Here is a 15,667-nt window from a genome sequence, read left to right on the forward strand (position 1 = left end):
AACAACTCAAGCTAAGTCACCACCGAACTTGAGTTGCCTTTCACACTGACAACATCTTCACACACAATATAAAGATTCTTTTAAGCGAGGCTAACTTTTATGCCTCAAGCTTATGACTGGAGCCTTGCTCTGTGTCTATGGTTAAACTTTAGAGTGTTAGCTCCAATTTGACAAACGAGAAAAATAAACCTAATAGGTGAAAAAAACTAAACTATAGACCTTGGTCTAATACATTAAGGTTGTGTTTAATTAAAAGAAGATATGAGCACTAAATATACAGGTACAAAAAAAGCGCCATAAGGCGCTTTTTATCATTAAGCTACTGCTTAAATAATTTGGTTTTCTTTCCAGGCTTGCTCTTTAGCCATACGCTTTTTACGCTTATCACATGGATCGTCACAATCACAGGCTTTATCAATACCTACCGAGCCTAATCCACCGCAACTACTTGCCATAGATTTTCTTTGCACGATCATACCAACAGCCATAGCTATCACGATTAAAATTAATAAACCAAATGTAAGAAGAAAAAGTGACATTGCTTAGCCCCTATTGATCAGCAATAAATTATGCTCAAACATTGTTGAGCGACCGCTAAATTATACACCCAAAACCCACATAGATGCGAGAGAAGTCTATTTCAAAAAATCGGTTGTAATATGCGTTTAGCACTAATAAAGTTTTAGCTAAACGCCATTATATTACAAATAAGGTTTAAAAGCAGTGCTTGCGTAAGTCACAATGCCTTTGTCTGATTTAGCCATTAAGTACACAGGTAAATCGTGCTTTTCAGCGTATGCTTTAGCATCGTCCATTCCCATAACCGTTAATGCGGTTGCTAAGCCATCTGCGGTCATTGCACTAGGATGTAATACAGTAACCGACACTAAGTCATGTTTGATTGGCATGCCTGTTACTGGGTCAATTAAATGAGTGTAAGTTTCGCCATCCATTTTATAAAAAATACGGTAGTCACCTGATGTTGCAATGCCATTCGTACCGGGCGCTAATACACGGTGAACTTTTCGCTCGCCTGGTGGCGCATCTGGCTGCTCTATCGCGATTTTCCAATCTTGGTTATTTGGCTTTTCACCGCCAATGCGCAGCTCCCCACCTATTTCTACCATGTAGTTACTAATATTTTGGCTTTCAAGTAATTGCGCTACTTTATCAATACCATACCCTTTCGCTGTGGCCGAAAACGACAGCTCTAAACCATCAACTGTTTTAGCAAGGCCCTGCTCAGTAAGATTTAGTTTATCTACACCAATTTTTTCAATCATTGCAGCAAGTGCTTCATCACTTGGGCGCTTAGTTGGTTTTTTATCAGGTCCAAAGCCCCATAAATCTATTAACGGGCCCATCGTTACATCAAGCGTTTTGGTCGACTTACCTAAACGAATCGATTCACTCACCACAGCCCTAAAGTCTTCACTAATTGGCATAACCTGGTTGGCGGGTAATTTATTAAATGTGTTAATTTCAGAATCGGGGATATACGTAGACATAGACTGATTAACCGCTTTCAATTGCGTATCTATTTGCTGCTGTAATTTAGTGGCATCAACGCTTTTATCGTCGGCAAAGTATTTAATATGATAGGTGGTGCCCATCGTTTTGCCTTCTAAAAATACCTCCTGAGGTGTTTTATCAGCCCCACAGCCAGAGATAAATAGCATTATAGTTAATAAAAAAACACTGATAGCGCCTTGAGAACTGCTTACTCTGTTCATTAAATTAGCCCATGTAAAATAAAATAAAATAAAAAAAGCCCCGTTGCACAATGTGCGACGAGGCCCGTATTTTAACCAAAACTAAGCTGTTTTGATATGGGTGTTAGCCACCGAAGTCATCTAGTAAGATGTTTTCGTCTTCTACACCTAGGTCTTTAAGCATGCCGATAACAGCCGCGTTCATCATTGGAGGACCACACATGTAGAACTCACAATCTTCTGGCGCTTCATGATCTTTCAAGTAGTTTTCATAAAGTACGTTATGGATAAAGCCTGTGTAACCTTCCCAGTTATCTTCTGGTTGTGGATCAGACAATGCGGTATGCCATACAAAGTTATCGTTTTCAGCTGCTAAGCCGTCGAAATCTTCAACATAGAACATTTCACGCTCAGAACGCGCACCATACCAGAAACTAATCTTACGCTTAGAGTTTAAACGCTTAAGTTGGTCAAAGATATGTGAACGCATTGGTGCCATACCTGCACCACCACCTACGAATACCATTTCAGCGTCGGTGTCTTTAGCGAAGAACTCACCAAATGGACCTGAAATAGTTACCTTGTCGCCTGCTTTAAGTGACCAAATGTACGATGACATTTTACCACATGGTAGGCTTAGGTTTCTTGGCGGCGGCGTAGCAATACGCACGTTAAGCATGATAATGCCTTCTTCTTCTGGGTAGTTAGCCATTGAGTATGCACGAATTGTTTCATCGTCTACTTTTGACTCCAGGTCGAAGAAACCAAAGTGATTCCAGTCGCCACGATACTCTTCAGGAATATCGAAATCTGCGTATTTAACATGGTGAGCAGGCGCTTCGATTTGGATGTAACCACCCGCACGGAAAGGCACTGATTCGCCATCTGGAATTTGTAGCTTAAGCTCTTTAATGAACGTTGCTTTGTTATCGTTAGAGATAACTTCACAATCCCATTTTTTAACACCGAAAATTGACTCTTCAAGTTCAATTTCCATGTCGTTTTTAACATTTACCTGACACGCTAAACGACAGCCTTCACGGGCTTCACCTTTAGAAATGTGATCAAGTTCTGTTGGTAAGATATCGCCACCACCTTCTTTAATGTGTACACGACACTGACCACAAGAGCCACCGCCACCACATGCAGATGATACGAAAATACCTGATTCAGATAGCGCGCCTAAAAGCTTGCTACCTGCTGATGTTTTAATGGCTTTGTCTGGATCGCCATTAATACCGATGATGATGTCACCGCTTGCAACTAACTTAGATTTAGCACCAATGATAACTAAAACTAGTAGTACAACGATAGCGATGAAAACACCAACGCCTAAGAAAATCTCATAACTCATGATTTATCCTCGCTACCTTTACAGTGAAATACCAGAGAATGACATAAAGCCAAGACCCATTAAACCAACAGTGATGAAGGTAATACCTAAACCACGTAGGCCATCTGGCACGTCTGAATATTTCATTTTCTCACGGATACCTGCAAGTAATGTAATTGCAAGCGCCCAACCAACACCAGCGCCAACACCATAAACAACAGACTCGCCGAAGTTATAGTTACGCTCAACCATGAATGATACCGCACCAAAAATCGCACAGTTAACTGTGATTAGTGGTAAGAAGATACCTAATGCGTTGTAAAGTGCAGGGAAAAACTTATCTAATGCCATTTCCAAAATTTGCACAAGTGCTGCAATAACACCAATGAACGTTAAGAAACGTAAAAAGCTAAGGTCTGCTTCAGGGTAACCAAGCCACTCTAATGCACCCGGTGCAAGTACGGCATGGTAAACCAAGTTATTTACTGGTACAGAAATACCCAGTACCACAATAACGGCTACACCTAGGCCAATTGATGTAGTTACTTTTTTAGATACTGCTAAGAAAGTACACATACCTAGGAAGAAAGCTAAAGCTAAGTTTTCAATAAAAACCGCTTTTACAAATAAACTAATATAATGTTCCACTGCTTGCCCCTTACGCTTTAGCTTCTACTTGGTCTTTCTTATAAGTACGAAGTACCCATATGAATAAACCAATGATGAAGAATGCACTCGGTGGTAAAATCAATAGACCCATAGGTTGATACCAACCACCATCTTGTACTAATGGGATAATATCAACACCGAATAGTGTTCCCTTACCAAATAGCTCACGGATGAAACCAACAGTAAGTAATACCACTGAGTAGCCTAAGCCATTACCAATACCATCTAAAAATGACATAAGTGGTGGCGACTTCATTGCGTACGCTTCAGCACGACCCATTACAATACAGTTAGTAATGATTAGGCCAACGAATACAGAAAGCTCTTTCGCCGTAGCGTAAGAGAATGCTTGTAATACTTGGTCTACAACAATTACTAGTGAAGCAATGATCGTCATCTGTACGATAATACGTACTGATGAAGGTATGTGGTTACGAATGCTTGAAATGAACAAGCTAGAAAACGCCGTTACTAATGTCAAAGCAATTGACATGATTAAGGCATTTTTTAAGCTAGACGTTACCGCCAGAGCAGAACAAATACCAAGTACTTGTAATGCGATTGGGTTGTTAGCTAAAACCGGACCAAATAGGACCGACTTCATTTCTTTAGTATCAGCCATTATTTCAACGCTCCTTCACGTACCTTCGCAAGGAAAGGACCAAAGCCGTTTTCACCAGTCCAAAAGTCAACTGTGTGATCAACACCATTAGAAGTTAGTGTAGCACCTGATAAACCATCAATTTGATGTTCGTTGCTAGCACCGCTTTTCATAATGTTAATAGGTAACTCTTTACCTTGCCATTTAGCTGTCCATTGTGGGTTTTGAATTTCGCCACCCAGGCCTGGTGTTTCGCTATGCTTGTAAAAGTTGATGTTTTTAACTGTTTCGCCATCGCTTTCAAGCGCTAAGAAACCATACATTACACCCCAAAGGCCGTAACCTTGGATAGGTAAAATGATTGCATCTGTAGAACCATCTTCTTTTTTAGAGATGTAAACAGGTGAGTTTTTAGTCATACGCTGAATACCAGCGATGTCCTTAATCCCTTCTGCTTTAAGTGCAAAACTTCTTTGTTGGTCGAATTTCGATTTTTCGAAATCAAATGAGTTTGGATCAGCATCTTCAACAAATTCGCCAGTGTCCATATCAACAACACGTGCTTCGATTTTGCCATCGAATGTGTCAGATACAGAGTTTGCGATTTCAATATCAGCTGCTGCTAAGATATTACGTTGAATATCTTGAGTTTTATTAGCTTGCTGTAAAGGACGAAGCTGTACAGAAGCAAACGATACAATAATTGCACACACTAAACATAGTGCTACAACAACCGTTAACGTTTTGCCGATTGATTCGTTATTACTAGACATTACGTGCCAACCTCCGCTTGATATTAGCTTGCACTACAAAGTGATCGAACAGTGGAGCAAATAAGTTAGCAAATAAGATTGCTAGCATCATGCCTTCAGGGAAAGCAGGGTTTACTACACGGATCATAACTACCATAAAGCCAATAAGCGCGCCGTATGCGAACTTACCTTTATCGGTAAATGCAGCTGATACAGGGTCAGTAGCCATAAAGAACATACCAAACGCAAAACCACCCAGTACTAAATGCCAATGCCAAGGCATTGCAAATACAGGATTGCTCTCAGAGCCAACCGCATTTAATAAGAATGCAGTTGCCACCATACCTAGGAATACACCTAGTACAATGCGCCAAGAAGCGATGCGAACGTAAATTAAGAATAAGCCACCAATAAGCACAGCAAGCGTAGATGTCTCACCTACAGAACCTTGAATGAAACCGTAAAACGCATTCCACCATAGCTCCATGTTGCTGTAATCAAGAGTGCCTACAAACGCTTGACCTAGCATAGTTGCACCAGAGAACGAGTCTACTGCAGTCCATACTGTGTCACCTGAAATTTGTGCAGGGTATGCGAAGAATAAAAACGCACGGCCCGCTAATGCAGGGTTTAAGAAGTTACGGCCTGTACCACCAAAGATTTCTTTAGCAATAACAACACCAAACGTAATACCTAACGCCACTTGCCATAAAGGAATAGTCGCAGGCAAAATAAGTGCAAATAATACAGAGGTTACGAAGAAACCTTCGTTAACTTCATGCTTACGCACAGAAGCAAATAGTACTTCCCAAAAACCACCTACTGCAAAAGTAACGGCGTATATTGGTAAGAAGAAACATGCCCCGTAGAACATTTTTGCGCCCCAGCCCGACTCAGCGGTTAATTCACCACCAAATAACTGGAACAAGCCAACCTGCCAAGAGTTTGCTAGTTCAAAACCTTGTGCTAAAGCACCTGCGGCCTGATGACCGATGTTGAACATACCAAAAAACATAGCTGGGAACGTCGCCATCCACACTAAAATCATCATGCGTTTTAGGTCGATATTATCGCGAACGTGAGTTGCGCCTTTATTTACATAACCTGGCGTGTAAAAAATAGTCGCGGCTGCTTCATACAGGGCGTACCATTTTTCGTGTTTACCACCTGGTTCAAAATGCGGCTCAATGTCTTCTAAAAATTTCTTTAAACCCATCTCTTAGCCTTCCTTCTCGATCGTTGTTAAGCAATCGCGTAGGATAGAACCATACTCGTATTTGCCCGGACAAACGAAGGTACATAACGCTAAATCTTCTTCATCAAGTTCAAGCGCGCCTAATGAAATTGCACTGTCTAAGTCACGTGAAATTAAGTCACGTAATAATAGGGTTGGCAAAATATCTAGCGGCATTACGCGCTCGTAGCTACCAATTGGTACCATGGCACGTTTTGAACCACCTGTAGACGTTGTCATTTTAAATAAACGACTCGGTGCAAGGTGAGAAAGGAATGTACGCGTTACAGAGAATTTATCACTACCTGGTGCAATCCAACCAAACAGCTCTTTTTCGCGACCCTCAAGTAAAACAGATACTTGAACGTGGTAGCGGCCTAAGAATGCATGAGGACCTGAAGAAATAGCGCCAGATAAAACAGAACCAGAAATAACACGGTTATCACCGTCTTCTAATTCGCCTGCCACTAAATCATCTAATGAAGCACCTAGTTGTGTTTTCACTAAACGAGGGTTTTTAACGCGAGGACCTGCAAGCGAAATAACACGGTCTGTGTTGATTTCACCAGTAAGGAATAAGTGACCATACGCGATAACGTCTTGGTAACCAATATGCCAAACTTGTTTATTAACAGATACTGCATCAAGGTGATGAATATGAGTACCAACTAAGCCTGCTGGATGCACGCCACCGAACTCATGTACTTCTACTTGAGCGATAGACGAGCTAGGAACTTGACTGCCAGCTTGCTTACATACAAATACTTTGCCATCGGTCAAACGCGAAACAACAGCAAGACCCGCTTCAAATGCAGCTGCATTTTCGGCAATAATTACTGCAGGATCTGCAGCAAGAGGGTTTGTGTCGATAGCGGTTACAAATATAGAGCTAGGATTTGCATCCAACGCAGCTATTTTGCTAAATGGGCGAGCACGAAGTGCTGTCCATTGACCTGACTGAACAAGTACTTCTTTGGCTTTTTCACGCGATAAGCTTGCAAGCTCATCTGCATTGAAAGAGTCAAAGGTGATTTGCTCACTGCCGTTTACTTCAATAACAACAGATTGCAGCACACGTTTAGCACCACGATTAATTTCTTTTACTGTACCAGAAGCTGGTGCAGTAAATAGGACGCCAGGGTTCTTTTTGTCTTCAAAAAGTACCTGGCCTTTTTTGACTTGGTCATCCACACGAACATGCATGGTTGGACGCATACCGATAAACTCTTCACCTAGCACAGCTACACGTTTGATGGCAGAACCATCATGAATAACTTGCTGAGGCGCGCCCTCTATGGGTAAATCCAGACCTTTTTTTATGTTGATCATACGCACTTGCATTAATTAACGGAAAGAAACTGAAAAATCGTATCAACCACGTCGCCACTTGAGTTATCCAAGATATATCAAGGTACAAAAGAACAACTTGCTAGGAATATCAAACAAGCAACGCAGTAAAACTCCTCACATATTGCTTCGATTTTAACATCATTATGTACGACTATGCGAGTGTATTTATGAAAATTATACGACAGAAACGCTTATTTAGTTTTGTTAAGTGTTTTAAATAAAAATCAAGGTAGACCAAAGTGGTAGCCTAAGCACCTAACTGCCACAAAATATCTAAAACACTAAAAGCAAAAAAGCCGCAATAAGCGACTTTTTATAATTACAAAGTATGATTAGTCAATCATGTTTGCAATTGGCTTCACTGCATCTACATCTTGCTCATAGTCAACAGCGTCAATGCCAAAACCAAATAAACGTAAAAATTCGTTATGGTAGCCTACATAATCGGTTAGCTCATCAATTGAGCTCGTATCTACTTTATCCCAAACAGCTTGCACACGTGCTTGTACATCGTCCTCTAGCTCTTTGTAGTTTTGGAATAAGTGGCCGCCCTCGTCAAAGCGTGGGTTTTCACCGTATAGGTTTTCGCTAAATAAAGCATGAATTTGCTCAATAGTGCCTTCATAAGTGCCATCTGCTTTCATTACTTTAAATAAAGCAGAGATATATAGCGGCATAATAGGAATAGCAGAGCTTGCCTGAGTAACAACAGCATTTAAAGACGACACATAGGCTTGACCATTTAAATCTTTTGTCGATTCTTTGATTGCGGCAGTTGCACGGTCTAAATCTTCTTTTGCTTTACCTATTGTTGCGTGCCCGTAGATTGGCCACGTTAACTCTTTACCTATATAAGTATAAGCCGTGGTTTTAAAGTTATCGGCTAGTACGTCTGCTTCTTTTAATGCATTAATCCACATTTCCCAATCTTCACCGCCCATCACTTTAATGGTGTTGTCGATGTCATCTTGGCTTGCGGCTTCTACTGTTACTTCGTCAATTTCGCGCTTTGACGTATTTAAATTTTTTGTAGTTACAGCACTGCCAATAGGTTTAAGTGTAGATGAATACACCTCACCGGTATTTGGATCGGTACGACGAGGCGATGCTAAGCTGTAAATAATACAGTCTACTTTGCCTAAATCTGCTTTGATTGTCTCGATTGCTTTTTGCTTAATTTCGTTAGAAAACGCATCGCCATTAATATTTTTTGACCAAAGCCCAGCTTCATCTGCAGCGTCTTGAAATGCTGCTGTATTGTACCAACCAGCAGAACCTGTTTTACGCTCTGTACCTTCTTTTTCAAAGAAAATACCCAGTGTTTTAGCACCACCGCCAAATGCCGCCGTAATACGAGACGCTAAGCCGTAGCCAGTAGATGCACCAATTACGAGTACATTTTTAGGCGCATCTTTTAATTCGCCTTGTTGTTTTACATAGTTAATTTGCTCTTGAACATGCTCTGCACAACCTACAGGGTGTGCGTTAGTACAAATAAATCCACGAATTTTAGGCTTAATGACCATTGATCATCCTATATCTTTTACAATAAAAATTAGCGCTAGTTTAAAGGCTAATACTAAAAACACTGATCTGATCAGTTAAAGCTGATCAAATACCCCTATTTATATTGGCTAACCTACATTGTGGTTAATTTAGCTTTGAGCCGCCCATACAATTTGGAGAGTCAGGTGCTTCGCCACCTTGCTCTGAAAATTCATCTGGCGTGTACGTATGAATCGCTAAGGCATGAATATGATTTGCTAGCTCATCTTTTAGTACTTCGTTAATTTGGCGGTGGCGCTGTAGTAATCGCTTACCCGCAAACTCTTCACTTACCACAATTACTTTAAAATGCGACTCACTACCGGCGCTATGCATATGGCTTTCGTTAATTACGTTTAAATGCTTACAGGCAATCGCGCTACTAAGCTTGTCTTGAATTTGTTGTTGCATTGACATTAAAACACCATATTTAGTCACTGATTTGTGCAGCTACTATAACAAGTTAATTTAACTAACTAAATTGCTTTTGTTTAATGTGCTCAATAAAGCGGTACGTTAAGCTGATCCGTGGGTGAGCAAGCGTTGTTTGTTTGGGGATTGCGTGCTGGTAGTCGCGCTGACTATGCCCACTCATCACTAAACAACTACCGCTTTGTAATTTTAAGTCGGTGACTTTATTCGTGGCTTTTTGCTTTAATTTAAGTACGCGCTCAGCACCAAGCGATATACATACAATGGTAGGCTCAGGGCCTAGCTCTATTTCATCATCACTGTGCCAGCCCATGGTGTCGTTACCATCACGGTAATAATTGACTAATAACGAATTAAGCGGCTTATTTAAATGTCGCTCTAAACGTTTTCGCATTGCTAAAAGCACCTCATCCCACGGCTCTACTATTTGTTTACTGTGTGAGTAACCATATTCAATATTTAAGTCGCTCATAAAACATTGCAAACGTGGAATGGGCCCTGTTCTGCCATACACAGTAACATTAGGCTGCTGCCAATTAAGATTTTTTTGTAAATAATAAAATAAATCGAGGCTTTTTTGCGCACTAAGCGCCTTACTTTGATAAGAAAAGCCGTTTGGTAACTGTTGGGGGTTGGCGTTTTGCCGTTGCATGTTAGAATTTACCTACATTAGATTACTGATCAACAAACCATTATGACGACGCAAGCCCAGCTAGGCGATAAAACATTTACTCTTGAACGTTTCCCTTTGGATCAAAAAAACCGCAGTTTACAAGCGTGGGATTCGGCCGACGAGTACCTTATCAATTATGTTAACGAACATCACCCTGATTGTCGCTCATTACTAATTTTAAACGACGCGTTTGGTGCCCTTGCCTGTTATTTTAGTGAATTAACGGTTTGTTCAGTTAACGATTCTTATATTAGCCACCAAGCTGCAGCCTATAATTTAAAAGAAAATAAACTATCAACAGCCCAATTTACACAGTTAGATAGCTTATCTGCGCTGCCTGAAGAGGTTGATTTAGTACTTATAAAAATACCGCGTAACGTCGGGTTTTTACAGTTTCAATTAAGCGAGTTGAGTGAAGTACTTGCCCCTGGCACACCGGTTATTGCCGCGGGTAAAACAAAGGAAATTCATAACTCAACTATAAAAGCGTTTGAGCAATTTATTGGCGAAACCAAAACAAGTTTGGCCGTTAAAAAGTCACGTTTAATATTAAGTACAGCTAAAGGCGGTTATAAAGAAGCTAACTTCCCGGTAAGTTGGCAGCTTGAAGGCACTGATTTTAATATAACGAACCATGCCAATGTGTTTTCGCGCGATTCGTTAGATATAGGTGCACGGTTCTTTTTTAATTACTTGCCGCAAACCTCAAAAGCAAAAAGTATTATCGACTTAGGTTGTGGTAATGGTGTGGTGGGTTTAATGACGTTATCACGCTGTCCAAATGCGTCGGTAACCTTTGTTGATGAGTCGTACATGGCGGTCGAATCTGCACGTTTAAATGTAGAACTTAACCAAGCAAATAAATTTGATGATTGCCAATTTATAGAAAATGATTGCTTAACCGGCTTTGCAAGAGACAGTGTGGATATGGTGTTGTGTAACCCTCCATTTCACCAAGCCCAAGCTGTTACCGACCACATTGCGTGGCAAATGTTTAAACAAGCAAAAGATACATTAAAAGAAGGTGGCGAGCTGCGTATTATTGGTAATCGTCATTTAGATTATCACGATAAATTAAATCGTATGTTTGGTAACTGTAAGCTATTAGGTTCAAACAAAAAGTTTGTAGTGCTCAGCGCAACTAAAAATAGTGGGATGCTATAAAATGAAATTAACTAAATTTATTTTAGCCTGTTGCTCCATGCTGGTGTTTAGCGCATGCAGTAACCAGCCAAACCAAGTGATATTAAACCCGGTTTATAAAAGTGGCCAAATTAGCGTTATTTCAGCCAGTTTAAGTACCAGCGTTATTGATTTACGTGGTGATAGCGCAACCCTTAAGCTTGTTGAGTCGGACAAAACCAAGACCTTTGCCAGCCAAGATATTGTAACCTCTGTTAAAAGCGTATTAGATAGCGCGCTAAACCGTAACGGAGCAAGTATTTCTAACCTAGCAACAACCCGCTTTGAACTAGACATTCATGCCTTGCAAGCAAAGGTGACTGAAAAGCTCATGAGCCATACCAGCGAAGCGCACATTGAGCTAGGCGTACGTGTTATTCGCTCTACCAGCAATTTTAGTAAAGTGTATCGTGGCAGTGCTAATTTAGAAGGGCCGCTGAGCCATGATCGCGCCAAAATTGAAGGTCAACTCAATAAGTTGACGGAACAAATTATAACCCGCATTGTATCGGACCCAGAATTAATTGAATTTTTAGAAGGTTAACAATGAAACGATTTTTAATCTGCTTAAGCCTACTATTTAGTGTAAGCACCTTTGCCGCGCAAGAAGGCCGTTTTGTTCAAAAAGACAATATTTTCCCGCGTGTAGAAATAGTCACGTCATTGGGTAGCATTGTGGTTGAGCTAGACCGCTCAAAAGCCCCTATTACGGTAAATAACTTTTTAACCTACGTAATGGATAAAAGTTACCAAGGCAGTATATTCCACCGTGTAGAACGTGATGTTGAAAACGACCGTGACTTTGTAATACAAGGCGGTGGTTACGATAAAGACCTTGATGGCTTACACGAAAACGACCCTATATTTAACGAAAGTGGCAACGGTTTAAAAAATGATATGTACAGCATCGCTATGGCGTATCAAGACCGTGAACCGCATTCAGGAACTCGCCAGTTCTTTTTTAATATGGATGATAACGATCATTTAAACCCAGGTAGAGATTGGGGCTTTGCCGTGTTTGGCAATGTAATGGATGGTTACGACACGCTAGATAAAATTATGGCTGTTGAAACCGGCTTTAATGAAAAAATTGGCTACGACTTTGTACCAAAAACGCCCGTTGTTATTTTAAATATTAAAGTACTTGAGCAAACCCCATTATAAATCACTGAGGTGCAACTAAGTTGCACCCAACGCCAATGAAGGCCCTATGAGCAAAACCCTCTCAGTAAGCGAATATTTCTCGTATTTTAAAGATAAACGTTTAATCAATATTTTTATATTTGGTATGAGCAGTGGTTTTCCATGGGTACTGATTGGCTCTGTGATGTCGGCTTGGCTAAAAGACGAAGGCCTAAGCCGCAGTATGATTGGCTTATTTGGTATTGTATTTGGCGCATACAGCATTAATTTTATGTGGTCGCCGCTTATTGATAGAACCAAACTGCCGTTATTGTACAAGTGGTTTGGGCAACGTCGCAGCTGGATTTTATTTTGCCAAAGCTTTATGTTTATTGGCACCCTGCTTTTAGCGGGGCTTGATTTAAAAGCAAACTTAGCGATTGCCGCTGGCTTGTGTTTACTCATCGCAGTCGCCTCTGCCACACAAGACATAGCAATTGATGCTTTTAGAATAGACACGTTAAGCGAAAACGAATCTCATAAAGCCACTGCAGCTGCTGCTATGGCCACATCGGGTTGGTGGACAGGTTACGCATTACTGGGTGCTATTCCTTTTTACATGGCCGATATCCCCTCTTTAGATTGGCCACAAGTGTATTACTTTTTAGCCGCTGTTATGTTGATACTAATGAGCGGCGTGTTGTTTGCCAAAGAGCCTAAATCAAACCGAGAAGCTGTTCACGCAGAGCTTGAGCGCGTATACCTTGAAAAACTAGCCAGCATTAAGCAAACGCCCTTTACTAAAGTGATTGCTTGGCTTGGCGTTACAGTGGTTGATCCCTTTAAAACCTTTTTTGCTAAAAATGGGGTTAAAACAGCCCTTGCCTTATTAGCATTTATTTTCTTATTTAAAATAGGCGAAGCTTTTTTAGGGCGTATGTCGATTGTTTTTTATAAAGAAATAGGCTTTAGCAACAGCGACATAGCTACTTTTTCAAAAGTAGGCACTGCAGTACTCACCATTGCTTTTACCTTTGTGGGCAGCTTGTTCAATCAAAAGTACGGCATTGTAAAAGGGTTATTTATAAGTGGCGTTGCTATGGCGGGGTCTAATTTAGCATTTTCGGCTATTGCGCTGGTTGGCCCTAATTTAGGCTTATACGCTTTTGCTATTGTAATTGATGGCTTTACTCAGGCTTGGTCGTTAGTGGCTATGGTGGCATTTATATCGATGTTATGTGACCGGGCATTTAGTGCAACACATTATGCATTACTGGCTTCGCTTGGGAATTTAGGGCGTACACTGCTTTCAAGTTACAGTGGTGTGGTTATTGATGATTGGCTAATGGGAAATTGGGCATTATTTTTTGTGTTAACGGCATTAATGGTAATACCTTCGCTGGTGTTTTTATATTTGATTAGGCATAAGCTCTATCAGTTAGAGCAAAATTACCATAAAAATATGTAATGCATCCCTGCATTAACGTGATTTGCTTAGGCCGTTCAAGTGCCCCTTATAACACCCTAAGCAAAACAATATTAATCCGCTTTAATTAAGCCTAGCGCTTCATGCGGATCAACTTCAAGTGCATTACAGTAACGTACAAACTCAATAACATCTAAGCGGCGTTCTTGATTTTCAATCTTACCGATAAATGAGTGAGGTGTTCCTAGCACTTGTGCCAGGCTACGCATTGTATGACCCTTTTCATGGCGTTTTGTTTTAAGCCATTTAGTTAGCTTTTCGTTTTCTTCAGAAGAAACAGTCTTGCCCATCATTTTACATCTCCTACTAGATGATATGACATACCCGTCAAAGCAGTAGTCACACAATGATTGGAGGCATATAAGCAGATACCCACTACATTATTCAATAGCAAGCTATTGCTTAAATAAGCAAAGGTATTGCTACTTATTCAACCTACCAATCTATTCAGTGCTAACCCGCAAAAATAGGATATAGGTTTATTTTTATTAAGAGTGAAATTTTGCCCGTCTCACTCTTGGATACATTATATACTATTAACAGTTCGGTTAAATAATTAATTACATAGTTTGCATAAATTTACCCAACCACTAACCTTTACTTATGCTGAATATTTAAGTTAACGTACCAAAAATATTAAGTTTTTTCCTAAAAAATTAATTGTAAGATAAAAGCACTTTGTTACAAATTAACGTGCAAATAACCTTGCTGTATTGATGTTTAAACAACAGTAAGGGTAAAAAAGTTCCCATAAATAACGTTTTTCCCTAACTAAGGGACTAAAGAGGAAGTATGTTTAGAGTCTTATTTTTGTTGCCTATTTTACTATGCTTTTTATGGTTTTTGTTTTTACGTCACTACGGAGTACCCATTAAACAAGGTAAAAAAGGCTTTTTATACATACTTGCCTTTTCTGCTTTTGTATTAGGCTTTTTTGTATTAATAATGCAGTTTACCCATTACAGCCCAATTGAATTTTAGGCATTAAAAAAGCCGCTAACGCGACTTTAATAGCTAAGCGTAAATTGCTTAAACGCTAAAACTTGCACCACACCCACAGGTAGTCGTTGCATTAGGATTAGATACAAAAAAGCGTGCGCCTTCTAACCCTTCTGTGTAATCCACTTCGCCATCAACTAAGTACTGAATACTCATTGGGTCAATAACCAGGGTTACACCATTTTTAACTATTTCTAAATCGCCAGGATTTGCTTTTTCATCAAAAGTAAAACCATATTGAAAACCAGAACAACCACCACCTGTTACGTAAACACGCAGTTTTAAATCTGGATTTTCTTCTTCGTCGATTAACTGTTTAACACGAACAGCAGCAGCATCGCTGAACTTTATTGGTAATTCTTCAGACATTTTAAAACCCTCAATATCGCAATGGCGTGATTATCTAATACCCGAGTGTTTTAATCAAGTATAGTCAAACATCTCTTGAGGTATCTTAGGCTTTTAACTATTGCTTTAGCCGATACGATAGCAAAATGTGTTTTCAGTGATTGCTGTAATATTTGTTAATATAAGTGTTTAAAATTGCAAAATCACAAGGACTTACCTACACACTTTT

General features: G+C 40.1%; 18 protein-coding genes. 5 read left to right on the plus strand and 13 right to left on the minus strand.

What is annotated here, in order from left to right; all coding sequences use genetic code 11:
- Positions 1 to 326: 326 nt before the first annotated feature.
- From nqrM to MTF64_RS13225, 11 genes are all read right to left on the minus strand, one after another.
- Positions 327 to 539: a (Na+)-NQR maturation NqrM gene (nqrM, locus tag MTF64_RS13175; protein ID WP_004587136.1), complete on the minus strand. Its 213-nt coding sequence runs from the start codon at positions 537 to 539 to the stop codon at positions 327 to 329.
- 162 nt (positions 540 to 701) lie between these two features.
- Positions 702 to 1,733 (minus strand): FAD:protein FMN transferase, encoded by a 1,032-nt coding sequence (locus tag MTF64_RS13180; RefSeq protein WP_248451680.1) that lies wholly within the window; start codon positions 1,731 to 1,733, stop codon positions 702 to 704.
- A gap of 103 nt (positions 1,734 to 1,836) precedes the next feature.
- Entirely contained in the window at positions 1,837 to 3,066 is a 1,230-nt protein-coding gene (gene nqrF, locus MTF64_RS13185; RefSeq protein ID WP_004587138.1) for an NADH:ubiquinone reductase (Na(+)-transporting) subunit F, read from the minus strand.
- 18 nt (positions 3,067 to 3,084) lie between these two features.
- Positions 3,085 to 3,693 (minus strand): NADH:ubiquinone reductase (Na(+)-transporting) subunit E, encoded by a 609-nt coding sequence (gene nqrE, locus MTF64_RS13190; protein ID WP_004587139.1) that lies wholly within the window; start codon positions 3,691 to 3,693, stop codon positions 3,085 to 3,087.
- Positions 3,694 to 3,703: 10 nt separating this feature from the next.
- Positions 3,704 to 4,336, minus strand: a complete 633-nt coding sequence (locus tag MTF64_RS13195) for an NADH:ubiquinone reductase (Na(+)-transporting) subunit D (protein ID WP_004587140.1) — start codon at positions 4,334 to 4,336, stop codon at positions 3,704 to 3,706.
- A complete protein-coding gene (locus MTF64_RS13200) occupies positions 4,336 to 5,088 on the minus strand; it encodes a Na(+)-translocating NADH-quinone reductase subunit C (protein ID WP_004587141.1) in 753 nt (250 codons plus the stop codon). The genes MTF64_RS13195 and MTF64_RS13200 overlap by 1 nt, the downstream gene beginning before the upstream one ends.
- Positions 5,081 to 6,283: an NADH:ubiquinone reductase (Na(+)-transporting) subunit B gene (locus MTF64_RS13205; RefSeq protein WP_004587142.1), complete on the minus strand. Its 1,203-nt coding sequence runs from the start codon at positions 6,281 to 6,283 to the stop codon at positions 5,081 to 5,083. Before MTF64_RS13205 ends, MTF64_RS13200 begins: the two co-directional genes overlap by 8 nt.
- 3 nt (positions 6,284 to 6,286) lie before the next feature.
- Positions 6,287 to 7,630, minus strand: a complete 1,344-nt coding sequence (locus MTF64_RS13210) for a Na(+)-translocating NADH-quinone reductase subunit A (RefSeq protein WP_004587143.1) — start codon at positions 7,628 to 7,630, stop codon at positions 6,287 to 6,289.
- A 353-nt stretch (positions 7,631 to 7,983) separates the two neighbouring features.
- Positions 7,984 to 9,177 (minus strand): enoyl-ACP reductase FabV, encoded by a 1,194-nt coding sequence (gene fabV / locus MTF64_RS13215; RefSeq protein ID WP_248451681.1) that lies wholly within the window; start codon positions 9,175 to 9,177, stop codon positions 7,984 to 7,986.
- A 124-nt stretch (positions 9,178 to 9,301) separates the two neighbouring features.
- Complete coding sequence (locus tag MTF64_RS13220; protein ID WP_029773850.1) at positions 9,302 to 9,613, minus strand: BolA/IbaG family iron-sulfur metabolism protein; 312 nt, start codon at positions 9,611 to 9,613, stop codon at positions 9,302 to 9,304.
- A gap of 55 nt (positions 9,614 to 9,668) precedes the next feature.
- Positions 9,669 to 10,280 carry an alpha-ketoglutarate-dependent dioxygenase AlkB gene (locus MTF64_RS13225; protein ID WP_004587146.1) on the minus strand — a complete coding sequence of 204 codons (612 nt, stop codon included), beginning with the start codon at positions 10,278 to 10,280 and terminating at the stop codon, positions 9,669 to 9,671.
- A gap of 42 nt (positions 10,281 to 10,322) precedes the next feature.
- Here MTF64_RS13225 and MTF64_RS13230 point away from each other — a divergent pair, with 42 nt between their 5' ends.
- From MTF64_RS13230 to MTF64_RS13245, 4 genes are read left to right on the plus strand one after another with little or no spacing between them, the layout of a single operon-like run.
- Positions 10,323 to 11,465: a methyltransferase gene (locus MTF64_RS13230; RefSeq protein ID WP_024034301.1), complete on the plus strand. Its 1,143-nt coding sequence runs from the start codon at positions 10,323 to 10,325 to the stop codon at positions 11,463 to 11,465.
- 1 nt (position 11,466) lies between these two features.
- Entirely contained in the window at positions 11,467 to 12,027 is a 561-nt protein-coding gene (locus tag MTF64_RS13235) for a YajG family lipoprotein (protein WP_004587148.1), read from the plus strand.
- A gap of 2 nt (positions 12,028 to 12,029) precedes the next feature.
- Positions 12,030 to 12,647: a peptidylprolyl isomerase gene (locus tag MTF64_RS13240; protein ID WP_004587149.1), complete on the plus strand. Its 618-nt coding sequence runs from the start codon at positions 12,030 to 12,032 to the stop codon at positions 12,645 to 12,647.
- Positions 12,648 to 12,693: 46 nt separating this feature from the next.
- Positions 12,694 to 14,073, plus strand: coding sequence for an MFS transporter (locus MTF64_RS13245; RefSeq protein WP_004587150.1), 1,380 nt, complete (start codon positions 12,694 to 12,696; stop codon positions 14,071 to 14,073).
- 71 nt (positions 14,074 to 14,144) lie between these two features.
- Here MTF64_RS13245 and MTF64_RS13250 read toward each other — a convergent pair whose 3' ends face one another.
- Positions 14,145 to 14,384, minus strand: a complete 240-nt coding sequence (locus tag MTF64_RS13250) for a helix-turn-helix transcriptional regulator (protein WP_004587151.1) — start codon at positions 14,382 to 14,384, stop codon at positions 14,145 to 14,147.
- A 499-nt stretch (positions 14,385 to 14,883) separates the two neighbouring features.
- Here MTF64_RS13250 and MTF64_RS13255 point away from each other — a divergent pair, with 499 nt between their 5' ends.
- On the plus strand, positions 14,884 to 15,072 hold the full coding sequence (locus tag MTF64_RS13255; RefSeq protein ID WP_004587152.1) for a hypothetical protein: 189 nt from the start codon (positions 14,884 to 14,886) through the stop codon (positions 15,070 to 15,072).
- A 48-nt stretch (positions 15,073 to 15,120) separates the two neighbouring features.
- Here the strand turns inward: MTF64_RS13255 and erpA are convergent, their stop codons facing one another.
- Positions 15,121 to 15,459 carry an iron-sulfur cluster insertion protein ErpA gene (erpA, locus tag MTF64_RS13260; RefSeq protein WP_002958911.1) on the minus strand — a complete coding sequence of 113 codons (339 nt, stop codon included), beginning with the start codon at positions 15,457 to 15,459 and terminating at the stop codon, positions 15,121 to 15,123.
- Positions 15,460 to 15,667 lie beyond the last annotated feature (208 nt).

Source organism: Pseudoalteromonas sp. 2CM41L (assembly GCF_023161905.1).
In the GTDB taxonomy this organism is placed as follows: domain Bacteria; phylum Pseudomonadota; class Gammaproteobacteria; order Enterobacterales; family Alteromonadaceae; genus Pseudoalteromonas; species Pseudoalteromonas atlantica.

Coding starts and splice junctions, on each gene's coding strand:
- MTF64_RS13205 (WP_004587142.1), bottom strand. CDS start 6,283: ATGGGTTTAAAGAAATTTTTAGAAGACATTGAGCCGCATTTTGAACCA.
- MTF64_RS13220 (WP_029773850.1), bottom strand. CDS start 9,613: ATGTCAATGCAACAACAAATTCAAGACAAGCTTAGTAGCGCGATTGCC.
- nqrM (WP_004587136.1), bottom strand. CDS start 539: ATGTCACTTTTTCTTCTTACATTTGGTTTATTAATTTTAATCGTGATA.
- MTF64_RS13180 (WP_248451680.1), bottom strand. CDS start 1,733: ATGAACAGAGTAAGCAGTTCTCAAGGCGCTATCAGTGTTTTTTTATTA.
- MTF64_RS13235 (WP_004587148.1), top strand. CDS start 11,467: ATGAAATTAACTAAATTTATTTTAGCCTGTTGCTCCATGCTGGTGTTT.
- nqrF (WP_004587138.1), bottom strand. CDS start 3,066: ATGAGTTATGAGATTTTCTTAGGCGTTGGTGTTTTCATCGCTATCGTT.
- MTF64_RS13195 (WP_004587140.1), bottom strand. CDS start 4,336: ATGGCTGATACTAAAGAAATGAAGTCGGTCCTATTTGGTCCGGTTTTA.
- MTF64_RS13210 (WP_004587143.1), bottom strand. CDS start 7,630: ATGATCAACATAAAAAAAGGTCTGGATTTACCCATAGAGGGCGCGCCT.
- MTF64_RS13255 (WP_004587152.1), top strand. CDS start 14,884: ATGTTTAGAGTCTTATTTTTGTTGCCTATTTTACTATGCTTTTTATGG.
- MTF64_RS13225 (WP_004587146.1), bottom strand. CDS start 10,280: ATGCAACGGCAAAACGCCAACCCCCAACAGTTACCAAACGGCTTTTCT.
- fabV (WP_248451681.1), bottom strand. CDS start 9,177: ATGGTCATTAAGCCTAAAATTCGTGGATTTATTTGTACTAACGCACAC.
- erpA (WP_002958911.1), bottom strand. CDS start 15,459: ATGTCTGAAGAATTACCAATAAAGTTCAGCGATGCTGCTGCTGTTCGT.
- MTF64_RS13230 (WP_024034301.1), top strand. CDS start 10,323: ATGACGACGCAAGCCCAGCTAGGCGATAAAACATTTACTCTTGAACGT.
- MTF64_RS13250 (WP_004587151.1), bottom strand. CDS start 14,384: ATGATGGGCAAGACTGTTTCTTCTGAAGAAAACGAAAAGCTAACTAAA.
- MTF64_RS13240 (WP_004587149.1), top strand. CDS start 12,030: ATGAAACGATTTTTAATCTGCTTAAGCCTACTATTTAGTGTAAGCACC.
- MTF64_RS13245 (WP_004587150.1), top strand. CDS start 12,694: ATGAGCAAAACCCTCTCAGTAAGCGAATATTTCTCGTATTTTAAAGAT.
- MTF64_RS13200 (WP_004587141.1), bottom strand. CDS start 5,088: ATGTCTAGTAATAACGAATCAATCGGCAAAACGTTAACGGTTGTTGTA.